The sequence below is a fragment of the Kitasatospora sp. NPDC088548 genome (genome assembly GCF_044753005.1).
Classification (GTDB): Bacteria; Actinomycetota; Actinomycetes; order Streptomycetales; family Streptomycetaceae; genus Kitasatospora.
In genome coordinates this window covers 1-20802 of sequence record NZ_JBIVMI010000016.1, presented here as the reverse complement: position 1 = coordinate 20802, position 20802 = coordinate 1, and the positions used below count along the sequence as shown (strand labels likewise).

Below are 20802 nucleotides of genomic sequence, written 5' to 3'. Positions count from 1 at the left end.
CGGAGCGTCGGCACCGGGTACGAGCGCCCGGCGGCGAAGGGCGATAACACAGAACCGCCTGCGCCGTACGTCCGTCCGAGTGGGTACGGTGTCGGATCAAGGGACGGTGGAGAGGGGCGGCGGTGGCCAGGAAGAGGAGCGGCGGGCAGGGCGGCGACACGGCGCCCCGGCGGCGCCGCAGGCCGCTGCGGGCGGTGCTGATCGGGCTGCTGGCGCTCGTACTGGTCGCGGTCGGGCTGTACTGGCTCCGCGACCAGAAGTTCACGGCCGAGGGCTGCGAGGTGAAGACGCCGGCCGGCGAGGGGACGCTGGAGCTCCCGCAGGCGGCCAACGCGGCGACGATCGCCGCCGTGGCGCACGCGCGCGGCCTGCCGGACCGGGCGGTGACCATCTCGCTGGCGACCGCGATGCAGGAGTCCAAGATCCGTAATCTGTCGGGCGGCGACCGGGACTCGGTCGGTCTGTTCCAGCAGCGTCCCTCGCAGGGCTGGGGCACCGTGGAGCAGATCATGGACCCGGTCTACGCGACCAACAAGTTCCTGGACGGCCTGGTCAAGGTGCCCGGCTACACCCGGCTGCCGCTGACCGACGCGGCGCAGCAGGTGCAGAAGAGCGGCTACCCGCAGGCCTACGCCAAGCACGAGACCAAAGCGACGCTGCTGGCCTCGGCGCTCACCGGCCGCGAACCGGCCTCGCTGACCTGTGTGGTGCACGACTTCGACGCGCCGGATCCGGCCGACGACGCCGCCACCCCGACCGGGTCCGCGTCGGCCTCCGCCTCGCCGGCCGGACGGCCGGACCGGTCACAGGCGCTGGCCGACCGGGTGCGCCGTGAGTTCGGCCGGACGGTGACGCCGGCCACCGGGTACGCCTCCACCATCAAGGGCGTCGGGAACGCCGTCTCGCTGACGCCGGACCCGGCCGCGAGCACCGACGCGGGCCCGGACGCCGAGCGGCAGAACGGCTGGGCGGTGGCGCACTGGGCGGTGACGCAGGCCCAGGAGCTGGGCATCGAGACGGTGGCGTACGACGGAAGGATCTGGCGGAAGGCGAAGTCCGAGGACGGCTGGAAGCCGCAGCCGACCGGCACCTCGACCAAGCTCGTGCAGGTCTCGCTGGCCCCCGTCGGGAAGAGCTGACGCACTGGTGTCCGGGTTACCGCCGAACCGGTGATTCCGGTCAACCCCGGTGGACGGGTGGCTGGTTGTCCCCGCCGGAGTGCAGAACCGTCACTTCCCCTGGCCACGGCCCGTCCGCGCCACCGGACGGGCCGGCCGACCCGGCGCAGCGTCAGACATACGATCCGATCGTCGGTTATGCGTTTTCGTTGCACCGACCGAAACCTTCTGGCTTCTCAAGCGGTATGAACGTCGTCCGCCCGGCGGACGGGACGGACCCAGACCCTTCGAGGAGCCCCATGTCTCACTCCCTCACGCGCCGGATCGCCCAGGCCGCGCTGCTCGTGGCGGCCGGAGCGACCCCGCTGGTCGCGGCCGGCTCCGCGTCCGCAGCCGACGCCCTGCTGCCCAAGTCGGACCTGGCCGCGCCGCTGGGCCAGCTGACCAACACCGACGCGAGTTCCACCCTGCAGCACACCACCCACGAGCTGGGCCAGGCCGCCGGGAACACCGGCGCCGCCACCGTCGCCGCGGGCGTACCCGCCACCGCGGACGCCACCGGCAACATCGTCGCCCAGCAGCTTCCCGAGGCGAACGAGAAGGCCGGTTCGCTGACCGCGCCGGTCGACAAGACCGCCGCCACCACCGGCCAGCTCTCGGCCGTCACCCCGAAGGTGGCCTCCGCCCTGGCCGGCAAGCTCGGCGAGGCCGTCACCGGCCACGCCGCGGCCGGCCGCAGCGCCGCCACCACCAACCCGGTCGGCGGGCTCACCCAGACCGGCGCGGTCACCCAGGCCCTGCCCGGCGCCGAGACGCTCACCGGTGCCGTCCCCGGCGCCAACGCCGTCACCGACGCGCTGCCGATCGGCGCGGTGACCCGCGCCCTGCCCGCCGGCCTGCCCGGTGCCGACGTGCTCGGCCTGGCCGAGCACGGCTCGGCCAACCGCCTGGGCGGCACCGACCTCGGCGCGAACAACCCGCTGGCCGGCCTCACCGGCCCGCTCTCCGGGCTGCTGGGCGGCCTGAACGGCGGCAGCCTCAGCGGGCTGCCGATCGGCTGACCGGGGAACGGCACGCGGAGGGGGCCGGTGTCCGTCGGGACACCGGCCCCCTCCGCAGCACGTCCGCGGGCTCAGCCGCGCAGCCGCTCCACGGCCGCCGCGACCCGCTCGTCGGTCGCGGTGAACGCGACCCGGACGAACTGCCCGCCGGCCGGCCCGTAGAAGTCGCCGGGCGCCACCAGGATGCCCAGACCGGCCAGTTCGGCCACCGTCTCCCAGCACGGCCGGTCCTGGGTCGCCCACAGGTAGAGGCTCGCCTCCGAGTGCTCCACCCGGAAGCCGTACGCCTCCAGCGCCGCCCGCAGCGCCGAGCGCCGGGCCGCGTACCGTCCACGCTGCTCGGCCACGTGCGCGTCGTCCGCGAGCGCCGCGACGGTCGCCGCCTGGACCGGCGCCGGCACGATCATGCCGCCGTGCTTGCGCACCTCCAGCAGTTCCCTGACCACCACCGGGTCGCCCGCCACGAAGGAGGCGCGGTAGCCCGCCAGGTTGGAACGCTTGGAGAGCGAGTGGACGGCCAGCAGGCCCTCGTGCCGCTTCTCCCGGCCGGAGCCCCCGCAGACGTCCGGGTGCAGGACGGAGACCGGGTCGGCCTCCCAGCCCAGCTCCAGGTAGCACTCGTCGCTGACCAGCAGCGCCCGGTGCTCCCGGGCCCACTCGACCGCGCGGCGCAGCTCGTCCGCGCCCAGGACCCGGCCGGTCGGGTTGGACGGCGAGTTCACCCAGATCAGGCGCACCCGCGAGCCGTCCAGCTCGTCCACCGAGTCGTACTCGACCGGCTCGGCGCCGCAGAGCCGCGCGCCCACCTCGTACGTCGGGTAGGCCAGCCGCGGGTAGGCGACCTGGTCACCGGGGCCGAGGCCGAGCTGGGTCGGCAGCCAGGCCACCAGCTCCTTGGAGCCGACGGTCGGCAGGACGGCCTCCGGGCCGATCTCGGCGCCGACCCGGCGGCGCAGCCAGCCGGCGATCGCCTCGCGCAGCTCCACCGGGCCCCAGACGGTCGGATAGCCGGGCGTGTCCGTGGCGGCGGCCAGCGCCTTCTGGATCACCTCGGGGACCGGGTCCACGGGGGTGCCCACCGAGAAGTCGCAGAGCCCGCCCGGGTGGGCGAGGGCGGTCCGCTTGTACGGCTCCAGCTTGTCCCAGGGGAAGACCGGCAGGAGGTCGGAAACGCGGCGCGCCGCCCCCGGGTGGCCCGGGAACGGCGCGTGCGTGCTGTCGTTGGTACTCACAGCTCAGTTGCCACCGATCGGTCAGTGGTCGGCGTTCTGCGGCGGCAGAGCGGCGATGAACGGGTGGTCGCGCTCGATCAGGCCGAGCTTCGAGGCACCACCGGGCGAACCGAGGTCGTCGAAGAACTCGACGTTCGCCTTGTAGTAGTCCTTCCACTCCTCCGGAGTGTCGTCCTCGTAGAAGATCGCCTCGACCGGGCAGACCGGCTCACAAGCGCCACAGTCGACACACTCATCCGGGTGGATGTAGAGCGATCGCTCGCCCTCGTAGATGCAGTCAACCGGGCACTCTTCGATGCACGCCTTGTCCTTGACGTCGACACAAGGCTGCGCGATGACGTAGGTCACGCTGTCGTTCCTCCTCGGAAGGGCTCGGCGGCCCATTCTGTTTTGCTCGCGTGCGCGGGTGAGCGCGGCGTCGTCGATGCCCGCCCCTAGTATCGCGGGTCGGAGACCGCAAATGCACAGGAGGTGCCCAGATGGCGTCCAGCGGGCCCGTGGAGTCGCGTCCGGAGGTCCGGATAGACCGCTCTGACGTGGGACGACGCGTTTCAGTACGGCGCGTCTCGGAGTTCGTGGACGACAGGCCGGTGTTCCGCGATGTGATCGGCGTGCTCACATCGTGGGACGATCTTGGACTGACGGTCGTCCCGAGGAGTGGCGATCCGGTCTCGTTCGACGAGAAGCTGCTGGTCGCGGGCAAGGTGGTGCCGCTCTTCCCGGCCCGGCGTGTCGCCCCGCCCGTCGCGACGGCGGTCGAGCTCCAGCGGATCGCGGCGCGCGGCTGGCCCGCCGTCGAGCAGGAGCCGCTCGGCGACTGGACGCTGCGCGCCTCGGCCGGCTTCACCCGCCGGGCCAACTCCGTCCAGGCCCTCGGCGACCCCGGGCTGCCGCTGCCGCGGGCGCTGGCGGCCGTCCAGGACTGGTACCGTGCGCGCGCCCTGCCCGCCTGGGTCGAGGTCTGCGTGCCCGGCTCGCCGGAGGAACTGCGCGCCGAGCTCGACCGGCTGGGCGCCGCGTACTCGCCCACCCTGGTACGGACCGCCGCGCTGGCGCCGCTGGCCCGGATCGGCTCGGGGCACGACCGGGTCCGGCTGTCCCGGACGGCCGGTCCGGAGTGGATGGCGCTGTACCGGCGGGTGACGGACGACCCGGCGGTGGAGGAGGCCGCCCGGGCGGTGCTGCACGGCGGCCCTTCGGTCTGGTTCGCCACCGTGCCGGGGGCGGCCGGTCAGCCGCCGCCGGCGATCGGACGCTGTGTCATCGACGGACCGTGGGCCTGTTTCGGCGCGATCGAGGTCGCCCCGTACGCCCGGCGCGCGGGCCTGGCCACGGCGCTGATGGCGGTGCTCGCCGCCCGGGCCGCCGAGGAGGGCGCCACCGGTGCCTGCCTCCAGGTCGAGGCGGAGAACGATGGTGCGATCGCGCTCTATGACGGACTTGGCTTCACGACCAGTCACACTTACCACTACGCCCGCCTCCCCCAGCGGTAGCGCGCTCCGGGAGCCGTCCACCACCGGCCGTCCCTCGTCCGCCGTCCCAGCCGTCCCAGCCGTCCCAGCCGTCCGCCGCACGAAAGCCGTCGCAGCCACCGTGACCGAGCAGAGCAGAGCACGCTTCCGGACCGAGGCCCGGGCCGAGCACCCCGATCCGGTGCTGCTCTGCCTGCTCGCGGCCGCCGAGCACAGCCCCGCACCGGATCCCGACGACCTCCGGGAGCCGCCCACCCTGGACGCGCTGCTCGCCGCCTGCGAGGCCGCGCTGGACCGGCACGCCGCCGCCGTCCGGCTCGCCGTTGCCGAGCGCGCTCCGGCCGGGCCCGAGGAGACGGCCGCCCTGCTCGCGGCCGTCCTCGGCGGGCGGGAGCGGTTCCACGGGCGGCAGTCCGACTACCGGCGGCTGGAGTCCTCGCTGCTGCCGGACGTGCTGCGGCGCCGGCGCGGGCTGCCGATCATGCTGTCGCTGGTGTGGACGGCGGTCGCCGCCCGGGCCGGGCTGGCCGTCCACGGCGTCGCCCTGCCGGGCCACTTCATCGTCGCCGTCGGCGGCCCGGACGGCGGCGACGACTACGTCCTGGCGGACCCGTTCCACGGCGGCCGGCTGCTCGACCTCACGGACGTGACCGACCTGGTCCACGCCACCGGCCACCCGTTCACGCCCGAACTGCTCACCCCCGCGCAGCCGCTGGACATCGTGCTGCGGGTACTCGGCAACATCCGCGGCTGGGCCGCCGACCGTCCCGAGCACGCCCGCACCCAGCTCTGGGCCACCGAACTGGCCCTGCTGCTCCCCCGCCACCCCGCCCAGCTCCGGCTGGAGCGGGCCGAGCTGCTCGTCCGGACCGGCGACTTCCTCGGCGGCTCGGCCGAGATGGACGCGTACGCGGAGATCCTGGACGCCTTCGACCCGGACGCGGCGGCGAAGGTCCGGCAGGAGGCCCGCGCGGCCCGGCACCGGCTCAACTGACCGGCTTCACAGCCAGCCCTTCTCCCGGGCGATCCGGACGGCCTCGGTGCGGTTGCGGGCCTCGGTCTTCTGGATCGCCATCGAGAGGTAGTTGCGCACCGTCCCCTCGGAGAGGTGCAGCCGCTTGGCGATGTCGGCGTTCACCGCCCCGTCGGCGGCGGCCGCCAGCACATCACGCTCACGGGCCGTCAGCGGGTTCGCCCCTTCGGCGAGCGCGGCGGCGGCCAGGGCCGGGTCGATCACCCGCTCGCCGCGCAGCACCCGCCGGATCGCCTCGGCCAGCTCGGCCGCCGGGGCGTCCTTCACCAGGAACGCGTCCGCGCCCGACTCCATCGCCCGGCGCAGATACCCGGGCCGCCCGAAGGTCGTCGCGATCACGATCCTGGTCTGGGGCCGCTGCCGGCGCAGCTCGGCGGCCGCCTCGATCCCGGTCATCCCCGGCATCTCGATGTCCAGCACCGCGACCTGCACCTCGTGCGCGATGGCGGCCGCCACCACCTCGTCGCCGCGCCCGACCTGCGCGACGACGTCGATGTCCCCCTCCAGCCCGAGCAGCGCGGCCAGCGCCTCCCGGACCATCCCCTGGTCCTCGGCGAGCAGGACGCGGACGGAGGCCCCGCCGTTCTGAATCTCACTCATGCCGACGACCTTAGGGGCCCCGGGTGGTTCGTCGAGGCACCGCGGACGTCCGCTCCCGACGGGCCCGGCACCTGAGCCCCCGCACCGGTGCGGCGGGCGGGCCGGTGTCCCCGGCCGCCCGCCGCGGGTGCGTCGCCGCGAACCGCGGGTCAGAAGCCGACGGTCTTCAGGTACGAGCCGTCGCCGCCGTGGAGGCCGACCACGTACAGCGTGTGGCCGTCCGGGCCCACCGCCGCGTCCGACACCCCGTCCAGGGCGAACCCGGTGAGCGTCTCCGCCGGGACGCCGGTGTTGGTCGCGGTGTCGAAGGACAGCACCGACGCCTTCGGGGCCCACCCGTCCTTGAGCACGTACAGGCGGCGGCCGTCCGGGCTCACGGACACGAAGTGCACGTCGACCCAGCCCGAGCCGAAGGTGACCGCGGGCCGGGCGGTGTCCCTGGCGGTGTCGACCTCGTAGCCGGTGCCGCTGCCGGTCTGCCAGCCCAGCGCGTACAGGCGGGTGCCGTCCGGGGAGGGTGCCAGTTCGGTACTGGCGCCGAGCCGGTCGACGACGCGGGCCACCGCCGGGACGGCCCCGCCGGTGTCCAGGTGGAACAGCCCCTGGTCGGTGCTGACGTACGCGGCGCCGCCGTTCGGGGCGACGGCGATCGAGTCGACCTGGTAGCCGCCCACCGGCACGGTGGAGGTGAACGCGTCCTGTCCGGTGGAGAACACCAGCACCCGGCCCGTGCCGACGCCCTGGTTGAGGCCGTACGGCCCGTACTGGTCCACGTAGACCCGCGCGCCGTCCCGGCTGACCGCCAGGCCGGTCAGCCTCCCCTGGCTCCAGCCGGCCGGGCGCGGCTGGTCCGGCGCCGGGGTCCGGGACAGCACGGTGTTGGTGGCGGTGGAGACGGCCACCAGCTGCTCCGAGACCACCACATAGAGCCGGGAGCCGTCCGGGCTGACCACGGGCCGGCCCGCCGTCCCCGTGTCGGCCAGCGTCAGCCGCGCGACCACCGTGCCCGTCCGGGTGTCGACCGTCCGCAGCACCACGGAGAGGTCGCTGCCCACCCGGTCCCACGCCACCACGTACGCCCTGGTCCCGTCCGGGCTGACCGCCAGCCCGAGCGACCGCCAGCCGACCGCGGTGGCACCCGGCACCTCGGGCGCCTGATCGGCTGCGGCGGCACCCGCGCCGGTGACCAGCAGCACCCCGGCCACCATCAATGAACCTGCCCAACGTGCCTTCTTCGCAAGCGAATTCATGACACCCTCCGCTATCGGGAGACCGCCCTCCGCGGCGGCCGTGGGCCAGGCTAGGGCACCGGCCCGGCAGGGCGGGGCCGGTCGGCGGACGGGGCTCAGAACCGCCCGTACGAACCGGGCCGAACGCCCTCCAAGCGCGCCTGGAATCAGCCACGTCCGCCGGGGCGCGCCCCCTGGGCACTTCGCCGACCCGCCCTGTTCCCGGTCTGCACCCGGGGCACGCCGGCCGGGGCCGGCCTCGGCCCAAGACGGTTGGGCAATATGGAAGTTGCCCGCCCGGAGCGGCACCCGTGACGATGGACCGCCGTCCGCCCACCCCTCCGAGACGAGGAAGTGCACCGTGCCGCACATCGCCATCGACAACGAACTACCGGGAATCAACGGGCTGCTGACGCTCCGCCCGGACACCGCCGCCCCGCTGTCGATGCTCGCCGACGCGCTGCTGCGCAACCCGGCCCCGATGAGCCGGGGCGAGCGCGAGCTGGTCGCCGCGTACGTCTCCGGGCTCAACGGCACCCGCTACTGCACGAACGCCCACAGCGCCTTCGCCGCAGCGCAGCTGGAGGGTGGCGAGGCGCTGGTGAAGGCAGCCCTGGCCGATCCCGCGTCCGCGCCGCTCACGGAGCGGATGCGGGCCCTGCTGCGGATCGCGGCCGAGGTCCGGGGGCAGGTCGGGCCGGTCTCGCAGGAGGCGGTGGCGGCCGCCCGGGCGGCTGGCGCCGGTGACACCGAGATCCACGACACCGTCCTGATCGCCGCCGCGTTCTGCATGTACAACCGCTACGTCGACGCTCTGGCCACCGAACTGCCCGAGGACCCCGGCTACTACACCGAGGGGGCGCAGCGAATCGTCGACTCCGGCTACGGCCGCGGGGACTGAGGGCGCCCGGGGCCGGCCTGCCCGGCGTGCCGGACCGGCAGAGGGCGACCCGCAGGAAGTCGGGCGGCACGGCGGTCGTGGACGGCTACGCCGGGCGCCGCGGTGCACGGCCCGGGAGCGCTCATCGCGGCTCCGCCTCGTCGGTGCTCAGCGCAGGTCCGTCCAGGGCGCGATCTGGTGCAGCCGGCGCAGCCGGAGCTGGCCGTCGACGGTGAGCGTGATGAGGTTGTCGGTCACATCGACGACCTCGGCGGGGATCCGGGGGGCCCAGGGCGTCGAGATCTCCCAGTCCGGCGGGACGATGGCCACCGTCTCCCCGATGCACGGAGACCAGGAGGAGTCCGGGGCCGTCACGCCCGCGTCCCCTTCCGGGGAGCGTCGACCGGCTCGGCGGCCACCTCCGCCGGCCCCCGCCGGATCTCCTCGGTCGCCCTTCTCGGCCTCGATGCCATGGTGCAGTCCTTCCTCGCCTAGCAGCAGAACGTGCCCCTGTCCCGGCTTCACCCTGCTCAAACATCCCTCAGGGGCCGGGCGCGGGGCCCGGGCAAGCGGCGCAAGGGGATTCACCGGCGAGAAGAAGACCCGATGTGGTGACACCGGTACGGGGTCACCACATCGCCCGGCCTCCGGTTCGGCGCGCGCGGCGACCGGCCGAGGAAGGGGGAGACCACCGCCGGCCGGGGGCCCGGCGTGGCCCAGGGCTTGTCCGGCAAGCCCTAGCGCCCGCCGGGCGCGGGTGCGGAGGCCGTCCGGAGCGGCACCAGCGCCCGCAGCCGGAAGCCCCTGCCGCGCTCCCCCGGCCCGGTCTCCAGCCGTCCGCCGACCAGCGTCAGCCGCTCCTCCAGGCCGGAAAGCCCGTTGCCCGGGGCGGACTTGCCGGGCCCGGCGCCGTTGTCGGTGATCTCCAGGGCGGCGTATCGCTCGCCGTCGCCCTCCCAGGTCTCGTCGGCCGTCACCGTGCAGGCCGTGGCGCCCTCGCCGTGCCGGACGATGTTGGTGACCGCCTCGCGCAGCGCCCAGGCCAGGGCGCCCGACTCCTCGGTGGCGAGCCCGGTCCAGGCGTCCGGCAGCGTCGGCGACACCTCCAGGGTCACCTGCGCGGCCGCCAGCGCCGTACGGGCGGCGGCCAGTTCGACCGGCAGGGTGGGCCTGCGGAAGCCGGTCACCGCCTCCCGGACGTCGATCAGCGACTGCCGGGCCACCTGCTCGATGTCGGCGACCTGCGCCCGTGCCGCCTCGTCCTTGCCCACGTCCATGAACCGCCCGGCCAGCTCGCTCTTCAGGGTGATCAGCGACAGCGAGTGCCCGAGCAGGTCGTGCAGGTCCCGGGAGAGCCGCAGCCGCTCCTCGGCGGCGGCCAGGTGGGCGACGGCGGCCCGTGCCTCGCGCAGCTCCCGCATGGTCGCGACCAGCCGTTGCAGGCCGGTCATCGCGGCGCCGGCCAGGAAGGCGCTGAGCATGATGGTCGGGATCGCGCCGCGGTCGACGTGGCTGAGCAGTCCGACGGCGCCGGTGACCAGCGTCATCACGGCGACCCCGCCGAGGGCGAAGCGCGGTGGCAGGACGACGCCGACGGCCACCGCGGAGTAGGTGAACAGCGTCAGCCAGGCGGTGCCGAGGCCGAAGGTGGTGACCACCGAGATCACGATCATCACGGCGGCCATCGCGTCGCCCGCCCTGGGCAGCCTCCCGACCATCGAGCGGAAGATCACCAGGCCGATGTAGCTGGCCAGGAAGGCGGCCAGGGCCAGCCAGCCGGCCACCGTGGCGGCCACCGCGTGCCCGCCCTTGAGCAGATCGCCCACCGGGTAGAACAGGTAGACCATCCAGAGCAGCATCCAGCAGACCTTGACCAGCAGCTGGCGGCGGTTCTCCACCGGGGCGCCCGGGATGTTGGTGAAGACCACCCGTTCCCCGCCCGCCTTCCCGAGCTCGTCGGGACGGTACGCGGAGAACGTGTCTGGCATGGGGGCCATCATGCCCGCCGGGTGTCCCGGCGGTACAGCGCTGCCGCGGCCGCGACGAAGACCACCGGGAAGCCGGCCGGACCGTCCACCGCCCGGACCCGGCCGCGGCTCTTGCCGACCTGCCGGAAGGCGGCCGCTTCGGTGTCCATCGCCCCGGTCCTCTCCCCTGCCGGTGTCGTTCGCGCCACCTCAGGGTCCCGCGCGGACCGGGGCCGGCGGCAGTGCCCGCCGTCGTGCCTTCCGCATGACGGATGTCATGGCTGCGGCCGGCACCCGCGGCACGGGCACCGGCCGCGGAAGCCGCGGGTCAGGGGCGGTTGCGGGGGATCAGATGCCCAGCGAGCGCTTCACGAAGTCGACCTGGAGCAGCAGCAGGTTCTCCGCGACCTCCTCCTGCGGCGTCATGTGGGTGACGCCCGAGAGCGGCAGCACGGTGTGCGGGCGGCCGGCCGCGAGCAGGGCGGAGGAGAGCCGCAGGGTGTGCGCGGCCACCACGTTGTCGTCCGCCAGACCGTGGATGATCATCAGCGGCCGCTCCAGACCGGCCGCGTAGCCGCTCAGCGAGTTGGCCGCGTAGACCTCCGGACGCTCGGCCGGGTGGCCCAGGTAGCGCTCGGTGTAGTGGGTGTCGTACAGCTCCCAGTCGGTCACCGGGGCGCCGGCGACGGCCGCGTGGAAGACGTCCGGGCGGCGCAGCACCGCGAGCGCGGAGAGGTAGCCGCCGTACGACCAGCCGCGGATGGCGACCCGGCCGAGATCCAGCGGGAACTCCTCGGCGAGCGCCTGCACCGCCTCCACCTGGTCGTCCAGGGTGGCGCCGGCGAAGTCGAAGGCGATCGACTTCTCCCAGGCCGGGCCGCGCCCGGGGGTGCCGCGCCCGTCGGCGACGACCACCGCGAAGCCCTGGTCGGCGAACCACTGCGAGTTGAGGTGCGGGTTGTGCGCCTGGACGACGCGCTGGCCGTGCGGGCCGCCGTACGGGTCCATCAGGACGGGCAGCAGGCCGTCGCGCTCGCGGTCGTAGCCGGTGGGCAGGAAGACCGCGGCGGGGATGCGCCGCTCACCGGCGAAGCGGAAGACCGGGCGGGCGGTGATCACCGGCGTCTCGGCGTAGGACTCGATGGTGGCGATGTCGTCCACCACCACGCCCTCCGGCAGGTCGCGGGCGACCTGGACGAGCGTGCCGGGCCGGTCGTGCTCGGCGGTGGCCCGGACGGTGACGCCGGCCGCGTGCACCGCGGTGGTCACCGAGGTGAACGGCCGGCCGTTGGCCGCCTCCCAGGAGAGCCGCTTGCCGTCGTGGCTGATCCGGCCGACGGCGATCCAGCCGGGCTCGGGGTCGGTCTCCTCGGCGCCGCCGGAGGCGCTGAAGAAGACCTCGTCCTCGGTGATCGCGACCACCGAGCGCAGGTGCAGGTCGGCCCCGGTGACGGCCTGGTCGCCGATCACCAGCGCGCGCGTCCCGTCCGCGTCGGAGATCCGGACCAGCCGGCCGTCCGGCGTCCAGGCCGGGACGCCCTGGAACAGCTCCAGCCAGGCGTCGTCGCGCTCCTCGAACAGCACCTCGGTGGCGCCGCTCGCCACGTCCACCCCGAGGATCAGCTGGCTGCGCTGGTCGCGGGCCTGGACGAGCAGCAGCGGTACGCCGCCCTTGGACCAGTGCACCCGGGCCAGGTACGGGAAGGCGGTGCGGTCCCACAGCACCTCCGTCCGGGCGCCGTCCAGGCCGACCACCCAGAGGCCGACCTCGGCGTCGGCGGTGCCGGCGGCGGGGTAGGCGATCTCGGCGGGCTCGGTGCCCGGGTTGGCCGGGTCGGCGATCCACCAGCGGCGCACCGGGCTGTCGTCGGCCCGCTCGACCAGCAGCCGGTCACCGTCGGGCGACCACCAGAAGCCGCGGTCGCGGTCCATCTCCTCCTGGGCGATGAACTCGGCCTGCCCCCAGGTCACGCCGGGGCCTTCGGGCTGGACGAGGGCCCGGTCGCCGGTACCGTCGGTCCGGGTGAGCCGCAGCTCGCCGGCGGTGTTGGCGTAGGCGACGTGGACGCCGTCCGGCGAGGGGCGCGGGTCGAGGAGCGGGCCCTCGGCGGGCAGTTCGGCCGTGGTGCCCGCCACCAGGTCGGCGGTGAACAGGCGTCCGGAGAGGGCGAAGGCGGCCAGCCGGCCGGCGCCGTCCAGGGCGTAGCCGACGATGCCGGCCGAGCCCTCGCGGCTGCGCTCGCGGCGGGCCTTCTCGGCCGGGGAGAGGTCTTCCTCGCCGCCGCCGAGCAGGACGGCCGGGTCGGCGGCGATCCGCTCCTCGCCGGTGGCGGTGTCGAGGGTCCAGAGCAGGTTGGCCCGGTCGCCGCCCGAACGGGAGCGCAGGAAGACGACCCGGGAGCCGTCGGGTGCGACGGAGAACGACCGGGGCGCGCCGACGGTGTAGCGCAGGGTGCGCGCGTACTGCCTCGGGAAGGTGTCCGCAGGGGTGTGGGTGGTCATGGCACCAGACCATACGACCTTCGGGTGCCACCGCCCGGCCGATCACGATCACTCGTTCGGAGCATCCCGGCGAAGGACGCCCCGAAGCCGTCCGCCCCCCTCCGAACCCCCTCCGACCGGCCTGTGCGCCCCACCGGTGCCGCCGTACCCCGGGCGTGCGGCGTCACCGTACGTCATACATCCATCACTCATCGGGTATGACTGGGTCCGGCGCGTGATCGTCGGGCCCCGTCCCGGGCCCCGGTCGCCCGACCGCAAGTCCCGCACGGTCCGACCGCCGCCCTGCCGAGGGGTGGCGCACCCGAGAAAAGGGGTGTAAGCCGACATGGCCCTGTCCATCTCCGCAGCCATGCTGATGCTGGTCATCGTGGTGGTGCTGATCCGCCGCTCCGGTCTGAAGCTCGCGCACGCGATCATCTGCGCGCTGCTCGGCTTCTACCTGGCGTCCAGCTCCATCGCCCCCTCGATCAGCCAGGTGACCAGCAACCTCGCCGGGATGATCAACGGCCTCAAGCTCTGACCCCGCCCCCGCCCGCACCCTGTGGACCGGTCGTTAGGCTGCTCCCATGACCGTGACTACCGGCCGCCGCCTGCTCCTGGTGCACGCGCACCCCGACGACGAGTCGATCGGCAACGGCGCCACGATGGCCAGGTACACCGACGAGGGCGCCCACGTCACCCTGGTGACCTGCACCCTCGGTGAGGGCGGCGAGGTCATCCCGCCGGAGCTGGCCCGTCTGACGGCGGATCGGGACGACGCGCTCGGCCCGTACCGGATCGGCGAGCTGACCGCCGCCATGCGCGCGGTCGGCGTCGCCGACGTCCGCTTCCTCGGCGGCCCGGGGCGCTACCGCGACTCCGGGATGATGGGCGTCCCCGACAACGACGTGCCCGGCTGCTTCTGGCGGGCCGACCCGGACGAGGCGGCCGGTCACCTGGTCGCGGTGGTCCGGGAGGTGCGGCCGCAGGTCCTGGTCACCTACGACGAGGACGGCGGCTACGGGCACCCGGACCACATCCAGGCGCACCGGGTCGCGATGCGCGCGTACGAGCTGGCCGCCGATCCCGCGTACCGGCCCGAGCTGGGCCCGGCCTGGCGGATCGCCAAGGTGTACTGGAACCGGATGCCCCGTTCGGTGATCGAGCGGGGGCTCGCCGAGACCGCCGCCAGGGCACCGTTCCCCGGTGTCGCCGCGCCGTCCGACGTGCCCGGCGTGGTGGACGACGCCGCGGTCACCACCGTGCTGGACGGCGCCGCGTACGCCGGCCGCAAGGCGGCCGCGATGGCCGCGCACGCCACCCAGATCACCGTGGACGGCGCCTTCTTCGCGCTCTCCAACAACCTCGGCCAGCCGCTGGTCGCCACCGAGTACTACCAGCTGGTGCGCGGCCAGGCCGGGCCGCGGCTGCCCGAGGACGACCTCTTCGCGGGCCTGGACACCACAGGCCCGAACACCACGGGCCCGGCCGCCGCCGACGCGACCGCCGCCCCCGCGCAGGAACAGGAAGGTGTCCGATGACCGAGCCCGCCGACGCCCGGCCGCCGCGCCGCTCGATCCCGGCGGCCGTCCTCGGCACCCGCGCCGAGCGGCTGGCCGAGCCTCAGCCCCCGCGGGCCTGGCGGATCGTCGCCTACGTCCTGTTCTTCCTGCTGGGTGCCGCGGTGTCGATCTGCGGAGCCTTTGTGCAGGCCCTGTGGCCGCCGGTGGGGGTTCTGCTGGCGCTGGCCGCCACCGGTGCCACCTTCTACGCCGGTCTGCGGGTCACCGGTACCCGGCTCGGCGCGGGGCTCCCGGCGGCCGGCTGGTTCCTGGCGCTGCTGCTGGTGATGGTCCCCCGGCCCGAGGGCGACAACGTGCTCTGGACCAACGCGACCTCACTCGGCTGGCTGTTCGCCGGGTCGATTCTGGGCGTGATCTGCGCCACCCTGCCCACCCGGACCAGTTGGTTCCCCGGAGTACCGGGCCCTCCCCGCTGACCTCGGCGGTGCGCGGCGTACGGTACCGCGTACGACGAGCAGTCAGGACCGAACGGCCGTACTCTCATACCGGAGGAACCGGACGTATCAGGTTCTATCCGAACCGGTTCACCGCTCAGTTCTTCCCAGTATGGTGGTGCCGCAGAACGCCGTACCCGACCGCCGCCCGCCAGGCCCGGCGCCCACGAACCCGCGGTCGCGCCCGACGGCCCGCCCGCGAACCCGGAGCAGAGCAGCATTGAGCAGCCGCGAATCTGACAACGCCCACCCGACGCCTCGGCGCACGGGCCCGGACGCCTACCCGTCGGGCACCCCGCCCTACGGCACACCGGGCCTCCCCGGCGGCGACCGTGCGGGCACCAGTGCCGCCCAGGGACCGGCGTCGGGCGGCGAGGACGAGGCCCCGAAGACCGAGACCACCCTGACCACCAGGGTGCGGATCAACATCCCCGGCTCGCGTCCGATCCCGCCCGTCGTGGTCCGCAGCGCCGTCAAGAACGAGGACGGCCCGGGCGATGACACCCCGCCCGCCGCCACCGAGCCGCCCGGCCCCCGGCACCGCTCCGCCGCGCCCTCCTCCCCCGTGCTCGGGGTGATGGACGGCGGCGCCCGGACGGCCACACCGCCGAACCTGCCGCCCGAGTGGCAGATCCCGCCGGCCACCTCGGAGGCCGAGTCGACCGGCGCGTGGTTCCGGCCGCGCCAGAAGAAGGCGTCCTCCACCGAGCCCGCTCCGGCTCCGGCCGGCACCCCGGCCGAACCCGCCGGCGGTGCCGGGGCCCGCCCGAACGGCGCCCGGAAGAACGGCTCCCAGCCGGGCGGCGCCCGGCAGACCCAGGCCTCCGGCCAGGGTACGGACCACCCGAACGGCCGCCCGGTGCCCGGCCAGGCCCCCGCACCCGCACCGCGCCCGACCGGCGCGCCCGCCTCGCCGTTCGGCACCGGCGTCGGACCGGACGTCCCTGCGGACGAGGCCGGCGTGTACGAGGACTTCCCCACCGACCCGTTCGCCCCGGCGGATCCGTTCGCCCCGGTCGCCGACCCCTTCGCCCCGGCGGGCGGCCCCGCCGCCGGCCACCCCCAGGGCCACCCGGCTGGCGGCCCGTCCGGCGCGGTGAGCCCGGAGGACACCTCGGTGGACGGCTTCGCGCCGATCCGCGAGGGCGCCCCCGCGCCGGGCGCCATATCCGGTCCGCCCGCGGGCGCGGCGGCCCAGCACGGCCTGCCCCAGGACGGCCTGCCGCAGCACGGCGCCCCGCAGCAGAACGGCCGGCCGCAGCCCGGCCTGTTCGCCTCCGCCCCGGCCGGCACCGACCCGTTCGCCGCACAGCGGCCCCCGGCCGGCACCGACCCGTTCGGCACCGCGGTCCAGGGCGGCCTCTTCCCCGGCGCCCCCGGCCGCCAGGGCGAGACCCCCGCCCCGCCCCCCGGCCACCGGCCGGAGGGCCCCGGCGCCACCGCGCCCGGCCGCCCGCAGCCCGAGCCTGGTGCCCAGACGCCCGGCGGCCCCGCCGGACCGGTGGCGGCGCCCGCGCCCGGCCCGAAGAAGCCCGAGGCACCCAAGCCGGCGGCCCCCAAGCCCGCGACGGGCAAGGCGGCGGGCAAGCCCAAGGCCGGCGCCGGCAAGAAGCTCGTCAAGCTCGGCGTCTACGCCGTCGGCGGCCTGCTGTTCCTCGGCGCCGCCGCGTACGGCACCGGTCTGATGCTGAACCAGTCCGACATCCCCAAGGGCACCGTCGTGCTGGGCACGGACATCGGCGGCAACAACCGAGACCAGGCGATCCACCAGCTCGACGAGACGATCGGCAAGGCCGGCCGGCAGCCCGTCAAGCTGAAGATCGGCGAACAGTCCGTGGACCTCGACCCGGCCGTCGCCGGGCTGAGCTTCGACACCACGGCCACCGTGGACAACCTCACCCGGCACAGCTACAGCCCGGTCGACGTGATCACCTCGCTGAAGGGCGGCGAGAAGGCCGTACCGCCGGAGGTCAAGGTGGACCGGGCCAAGCTCAAGGCCGCCCTGGACGCCCTGGGCGCCGGCTCGGGGCAGACCCTCCAGGAGGGCTACGTCAAGTTCAGCGATTCCGGTGAGCCCGTCGTGGTGCCCGGCCGGGCCGGCCAGGCGGTGGACTCCGCCGCCGCGGTCGACCAGATCGAGCAGGCCTACCGCGACCGCGCCGCGGGCAAGGCCGAGCAGCCCGTCGCGCTCTCCGTGACGGCCGCCCAGCCCAAGGTCTCGCCGCAGGCCCTCCAGGCCGCCGCCGACAGCCTGGGCAAGTCCGTGGTGAGCGGCAACGTCCATGTCCTGGCCGGCACCAAGAAGTGGGACTTCGGCAAGCTCACTGCGGCCAAGGCGCTGACCCTGGTGCCGGACGCCTCCGGCAAGATCGTGCCCAAGTGGGACCTGGACGCGCTGAACGGCCAGATCAACGGCTACTTCGACAAGGTGAAGGTGAAGAAGAACGGCCAGACGGCCGTGATCACCGCGCAGGACGTCGCCGACGGCATCACCTCGGTGCTGGACAAGAGCGGCGACAAGGACCGCACCTTCAAGTTCGCCACCGTCTGACCCGCTTCCCGACCCACCACCCGGCGGCAGACCCCGGGGGCGGGCCCGGATTCGGGCCCGCCCCTCGACAACTCCCCTCCCAGGTCAGCAAGATGTGACGCCGTACCGTCCGTCACACCCGCACCAGGGAGAAGCACACCATGGGCCGCCGCCTCACGCCACACCGAACGGCCCTGCTCGCCGGCCTCACCGTCGTCCCGCTCTCGCTGACGCTCTGCTCCTGCGGCACCGGCACCGGCGCCCGGGCGCTCCCGACCGCGGCCGAGGCGCCCAAGCTCACCACCGTCGACACCAACCCTCACGACCGCTCGCGGCTGCGCCGGGGCGGCACGCTGAACGTCGCGATCGCCCAGTTCTCCAGCCAGTGGTCGCCGATCCAGACCGACGGTGGCGAGTCCTCCACCATCAGCGTCACCAAGCCCCTGCTGCCCACCTTCTTCCGCTCGGACGCGGCCGGCACCCAGACCGTCAACCCGGCCTATCTCCAGGACGCCAGGTCCGAGCTGAAGGACGGCCGGCAGACCGTCACCTGGACGCTCAACCCGAAGGCCGTCTGGTCCGACGGCACGCCGATCACCTGGCGGGACATCGAGGCCAACTGGCGTGCCCTGAACGGGAAGGACCCGGCCTACCGGGCCTCCAGCAGCACCGGCTTCGAGCTGGTCTCCGCGGTCGAGCGGGGCAAGGACGACTTCCAGGCCGTGATGACCTTCGAGCGGCCGTTCTCCGAGTGGCAGTCGATGTTCAACGGCGCCGCCAACGCCCCGCTGCTCCCGGCGAGCCGGATCGCCACCCCGGAGCTGTTCAACACCTCCTACCTGAACGCGATCCCGGTCACCGCGGGCCCGTTCAAGGTCGAGAGGCTCGACCGGGCCACCCAGACCGTCACCCTGGTCGCGGACCCGGCCTGGTGGGGCGACCAACCGCTGCTGGACCGGATCGTGTTCCGTGCCATGGTCCCCAACACCATGGCCGCCGCCTTCGCCAAGGGCGAGGTCGACCTCTTCAACAACGGTCCCGACGTGGCCGGTTACCAGATCATCAAGAGCACCAAGGGGGCCGCCGTCCGCCGCGCCGGCGGCCCCGACTTCCGCCAGTTCACGCTGAACAGCCGGAGCCCCGCGCTCACCGACCCGGCCGTCCGCCAGGCCCTGTTCCAGGCGATCAACCGGGACGCCATCACCCGGTCCGACCTCAACGGCCTGGACTGGCCCACCGTCACCCTCAACAACCATCTGCTGGTCGCCGACCAGAACGCCTACCGGGACAACTCCCTCGGCCTCAGCCGCTACGACCCGGACGACGCCGTCCGGAAGCTGGAGGCGGCCGGCTGGAAGCTCGACGGCGACGTCCGCAAGAAGGACGGCCGGGAGCTGAACCTGCGGATGGTCATCCCGGCCGGGGTCACCCAGGCCCAGAACGAGGCCTCGGTCGCCACCCGGATGCTGAAGGACGTCGGGGTCAAGGTCACCACCGTGACCGCCGAAGCCAACGAGTTCTTCGACCGGTACGTGAACCGGCGCGACTTCGACATCGCCGCGTACTCGCTGCTCGGCACGCCCTTCCCGGCCAGCGGCAACCGGGCCAACTTCGTCCAGAACGGCGGGACCAACCACTCCCAGGCCGGCAGCCCCGCCGTCGACACCGCCCTCGACCGGGCCGCCGCCGCGACCGACGCGGCCACCGCCTTCGAGGCCATCAACCAGGCCGACGGCGAGCTGTGGAAGGTGGCCGGCGTGCTGCCGCTCTACCAGCGCCCGCAGCTGTACGGCGCCCGCGCCAACCTCGCCAACATCGGCGCGCAGGGCCTCTCCGACATCGTCTGGGAGAACGTCGGCTTCGAGAAGTGACGCGCCGGGCCCCGGAGGCGGTCACACCCTCCGGGGCCCGGCGGTCGTCCGGTCAGCCCGCGCCGATCACGTCCCGCACTTCGGCGAAGTGGCAGGCCGACTCGTGCGCGGCCGGGCCGCTCAGCACGGACGGCACCGCCAGCAGCGGCAGTTCGGCGGAGCAGCGCTCCTGCGCCTTCCAGCAGCGGGTGCGGAACCGGCAGCCGGACGGCGGGTTGGCCGGCGAGGGCAGGTCGCCGCTCAGGATGATCCGGTCGCGGGACTCGCGCGCCACCGGGTCCGGCACCGGCACCGCGGAGAGCAGCGCCTGGGTGTACGGATGGGTCGGGTAGGAGTAGATCTGGTCCTCCGTCCCGATCTCGACCATCTTGCCGAGGTACATCACCCCCACCCGGTCGGAGATGTGCCGGACGATGGAGAGGTCGTGCGCGATGAACATGTACGAGAGCTCGAACTCACCCTGGAGCTGCTCCAGCAGGTTGATCACCTGTGCCTGGACCGACACGTCCAGCGCGGAGACCGGCTCGTCACAGATGATCAGCTCCGGCTTGAGCGCCAACCCCCGGGCGATGCCGATGCGCTGGCGCTGACCGCCGGAGAACTGGTGCGGATACCGGTTGATGTACTCCGGGTTGAGCCCGACCACGTCCAGCAGATCCTGAACGGCCTTGCGGCGGTCGCCCTTCGGCGCCACCTCGGGGTGGATCTCGAAGGGCTCCCCGATGATGTCGCCGACCGTCATCCGCGGGTTCAGCGAGGTGTACGGGTCCTGGAACACCATCTGGATGTTGCGCCGCACGGCCTTGAGGCCGGCGCCCGAGAGCCGGGTGATGTCCTCGCCTTTGAAGAACACCTGGCCGGAGGTGGCCCGCTCCAGGTTCATCAGCACCTTGGCCAGCGTGGACTTGCCACAGCCGGACTCGCCGACGATGCCCAGCGTCTCGCCCCGCCGCAGCTCGAACGAGACGCCGTCGACCGCCTTCACCGCGCCGACCTGCTTCTTGAAGACGATGCCCTGGGTCAGCGGGTAGTACTTGACCAGGTCCTTCACCTCCAGGATGGGCTCAGCCATGGAGGGTCTCCTTCCAGAAGTGGCAGGCGCTGCGGCGGCCCGGCAGGTCGGCCCCTTCGCCGTCCAGTACCGGGACGAGCTGCGGGAGTTCGGTGCGGCAGCGGTCCGCCACCCGGTCGCAGCGCGGATTGAACGCACAGCCCTGCGGGATCCGCAGCAGGCTCGGCGGCAGGCCCTGGATGGCGTAGAGGTTCTGCCCCTTCTGGTCCAGCCGCGGGATCGAGTTGAGCAGGCCCCGG

General features: G+C 74.0%; 20 protein-coding genes. 10 read left to right on the top strand and 10 right to left on the bottom strand.

Going from position 1 to position 20802, the window contains the following annotated elements; translation table 11 throughout:
- Window positions 1-122 precede the first annotated feature (122 nt).
- Both ACIP82_RS20925 and ACIP82_RS20920 read left to right on the top strand, forming a co-directional pair.
- Window positions 123-1139 (top strand): hypothetical protein, encoded by a 1017-nt coding sequence (locus ACIP82_RS20925; protein ID WP_400655092.1) that lies wholly within the window; start codon window positions 123-125, stop codon window positions 1137-1139.
- A 278-nt stretch (window positions 1140-1417) separates the two neighbouring features.
- Window positions 1418-2179 carry a hypothetical protein gene (locus ACIP82_RS20920; RefSeq protein WP_363610842.1) on the top strand — a complete coding sequence of 254 codons (762 nt, stop codon included), beginning with the start codon at window positions 1418-1420 and terminating at the stop codon, window positions 2177-2179.
- Window positions 2180-2250: 71 nt separating this feature from the next.
- Here ACIP82_RS20920 and dapC read toward each other — a convergent pair whose 3' ends face one another.
- Both dapC and fdxA read right to left on the bottom strand, forming a co-directional pair.
- A complete protein-coding gene (dapC, locus tag ACIP82_RS20915) occupies window positions 2251-3411 on the bottom strand; it encodes a succinyldiaminopimelate transaminase (RefSeq protein ID WP_363610840.1) in 1161 nt (386 codons plus the stop codon).
- Window positions 3412-3432: 21 nt separating this feature from the next.
- Window positions 3433-3759, bottom strand: coding sequence for a ferredoxin (gene fdxA, locus ACIP82_RS20910; protein WP_030061559.1), 327 nt, complete (start codon window positions 3757-3759; stop codon window positions 3433-3435).
- A gap of 227 nt (window positions 3760-3986) precedes the next feature.
- Between fdxA and ACIP82_RS20905 the strand changes: the two genes are divergently transcribed.
- On the top strand, window positions 3987-4904 hold the full coding sequence (locus tag ACIP82_RS20905; protein ID WP_400655088.1) for a GNAT family N-acetyltransferase: 918 nt from the start codon (window positions 3987-3989) through the stop codon (window positions 4902-4904).
- 100 nt (window positions 4905-5004) lie between these two features.
- Window positions 5005-5877, top strand: a complete 873-nt coding sequence (locus tag ACIP82_RS20900; RefSeq protein ID WP_363610836.1) for a transglutaminase-like domain-containing protein — start codon at window positions 5005-5007, stop codon at window positions 5875-5877.
- A gap of 6 nt (window positions 5878-5883) precedes the next feature.
- Here the strand turns inward: ACIP82_RS20900 and ACIP82_RS20895 are convergent, their stop codons facing one another.
- Both ACIP82_RS20895 and ACIP82_RS20890 read right to left on the bottom strand, forming a co-directional pair.
- A complete protein-coding gene (locus tag ACIP82_RS20895; protein WP_400655085.1) occupies window positions 5884-6516 on the bottom strand; it encodes a response regulator in 633 nt (210 codons plus the stop codon).
- A 149-nt stretch (window positions 6517-6665) separates the two neighbouring features.
- Entirely contained in the window at window positions 6666-7766 is a 1101-nt protein-coding gene (locus tag ACIP82_RS20890) for a YncE family protein (protein ID WP_400655083.1), read from the bottom strand.
- 340 nt (window positions 7767-8106) lie between these two features.
- Between ACIP82_RS20890 and ACIP82_RS20885 the strand changes: the two genes are divergently transcribed.
- On the top strand, window positions 8107-8646 hold the full coding sequence (locus ACIP82_RS20885) for a carboxymuconolactone decarboxylase family protein (protein ID WP_400655081.1): 540 nt from the start codon (window positions 8107-8109) through the stop codon (window positions 8644-8646).
- 147 nt (window positions 8647-8793) lie between these two features.
- Here the strand turns inward: ACIP82_RS20885 and ACIP82_RS20880 are convergent, their stop codons facing one another.
- The 4 genes from ACIP82_RS20880 to ACIP82_RS20865 all read right to left on the bottom strand — a co-directional run bounded on the left by ACIP82_RS20880 (window position 8794) and on the right by ACIP82_RS20865 (window position 13094).
- Window positions 8794-9000 (bottom strand): hypothetical protein, encoded by a 207-nt coding sequence (locus ACIP82_RS20880; protein WP_363610828.1) that lies wholly within the window; start codon window positions 8998-9000, stop codon window positions 8794-8796.
- Window positions 9001-9362: 362 nt separating this feature from the next.
- Complete coding sequence (locus ACIP82_RS20875; protein WP_400655079.1) at window positions 9363-10613, bottom strand: sensor histidine kinase; 1251 nt, start codon at window positions 10611-10613, stop codon at window positions 9363-9365.
- Between the two features lie 8 nt (window positions 10614-10621).
- Window positions 10622-10762, bottom strand: coding sequence for a hypothetical protein (locus ACIP82_RS20870; protein ID WP_400655077.1), 141 nt, complete (start codon window positions 10760-10762; stop codon window positions 10622-10624).
- A gap of 178 nt (window positions 10763-10940) precedes the next feature.
- A complete protein-coding gene (locus ACIP82_RS20865; RefSeq protein WP_363610824.1) occupies window positions 10941-13094 on the bottom strand; it encodes a prolyl oligopeptidase family serine peptidase in 2154 nt (717 codons plus the stop codon).
- A 325-nt stretch (window positions 13095-13419) separates the two neighbouring features.
- Here ACIP82_RS20865 and ACIP82_RS20860 point away from each other — a divergent pair, with 325 nt between their 5' ends.
- The 5 genes from ACIP82_RS20860 (at window position 13420) to ACIP82_RS20840 (ending at window position 19491) form a co-directional block, all read left to right on the top strand.
- Window positions 13420-13614, top strand: a complete 195-nt coding sequence (locus ACIP82_RS20860) for a DUF2304 family protein (protein ID WP_363610822.1) — start codon at window positions 13420-13422, stop codon at window positions 13612-13614.
- Window positions 13615-13660: 46 nt separating this feature from the next.
- Entirely contained in the window at window positions 13661-14614 is a 954-nt protein-coding gene (mshB, locus tag ACIP82_RS20855) for an N-acetyl-1-D-myo-inositol-2-amino-2-deoxy-alpha-D-glucopyranoside deacetylase (protein ID WP_400655075.1), read from the top strand.
- Window positions 14611-15072 (top strand): DUF6113 family protein, encoded by a 462-nt coding sequence (locus ACIP82_RS20850; protein ID WP_363610818.1) that lies wholly within the window; start codon window positions 14611-14613, stop codon window positions 15070-15072. Before mshB ends, ACIP82_RS20850 begins: the two co-directional genes overlap by 4 nt.
- 238 nt (window positions 15073-15310) lie before the next feature.
- Window positions 15311-17641, top strand: a complete 2331-nt coding sequence (locus ACIP82_RS20845; protein WP_400655072.1) for a peptidoglycan binding domain-containing protein — start codon at window positions 15311-15313, stop codon at window positions 17639-17641.
- 140 nt (window positions 17642-17781) lie between these two features.
- Window positions 17782-19491, top strand: coding sequence for an ABC transporter family substrate-binding protein (locus ACIP82_RS20840; protein WP_400655070.1), 1710 nt, complete (start codon window positions 17782-17784; stop codon window positions 19489-19491).
- 52 nt (window positions 19492-19543) lie between these two features.
- Here the strand turns inward: ACIP82_RS20840 and ACIP82_RS20835 are convergent, their stop codons facing one another.
- A complete protein-coding gene (locus tag ACIP82_RS20835; protein ID WP_400655068.1) occupies window positions 19544-20563 on the bottom strand; it encodes an ABC transporter ATP-binding protein in 1020 nt (339 codons plus the stop codon).
- On the bottom strand, window positions 20556-20802 hold a 247-nt coding region (locus tag ACIP82_RS20830), incomplete at its 5' end, for an oligopeptide/dipeptide ABC transporter ATP-binding protein (RefSeq protein ID WP_400655066.1). The genes ACIP82_RS20830 and ACIP82_RS20835, both read right to left, overlap by 8 nt.

Coding starts and splice junctions, on each gene's coding strand:
- ACIP82_RS20865 (WP_363610824.1), bottom strand. CDS start 13,094: ATGACCACCCACACCCCTGCGGACACCTTCCCGAGGCAGTACGCGCGC.
- ACIP82_RS20895 (WP_400655085.1), bottom strand. CDS start 6,516: ATGAGTGAGATTCAGAACGGCGGGGCCTCCGTCCGCGTCCTGCTCGCC.
- ACIP82_RS20850 (WP_363610818.1), top strand. CDS start 14,611: ATGACCGAGCCCGCCGACGCCCGGCCGCCGCGCCGCTCGATCCCGGCG.
- mshB (WP_400655075.1), top strand. CDS start 13,661: ATGACCGTGACTACCGGCCGCCGCCTGCTCCTGGTGCACGCGCACCCC.
- ACIP82_RS20890 (WP_400655083.1), bottom strand. CDS start 7,766: ATGAATTCGCTTGCGAAGAAGGCACGTTGGGCAGGTTCATTGATGGTG.
- ACIP82_RS20875 (WP_400655079.1), bottom strand. CDS start 10,613: ATGCCAGACACGTTCTCCGCGTACCGTCCCGACGAGCTCGGGAAGGCG.
- ACIP82_RS20835 (WP_400655068.1), bottom strand. CDS start 20,563: ATGGCTGAGCCCATCCTGGAGGTGAAGGACCTGGTCAAGTACTACCCG.
- ACIP82_RS20860 (WP_363610822.1), top strand. CDS start 13,420: ATGGCCCTGTCCATCTCCGCAGCCATGCTGATGCTGGTCATCGTGGTG.
- ACIP82_RS20840 (WP_400655070.1), top strand. CDS start 17,782: ATGGGCCGCCGCCTCACGCCACACCGAACGGCCCTGCTCGCCGGCCTC.
- ACIP82_RS20870 (WP_400655077.1), bottom strand. CDS start 10,762: ATGGACACCGAAGCGGCCGCCTTCCGGCAGGTCGGCAAGAGCCGCGGC.
- ACIP82_RS20920 (WP_363610842.1), top strand. CDS start 1,418: ATGTCTCACTCCCTCACGCGCCGGATCGCCCAGGCCGCGCTGCTCGTG.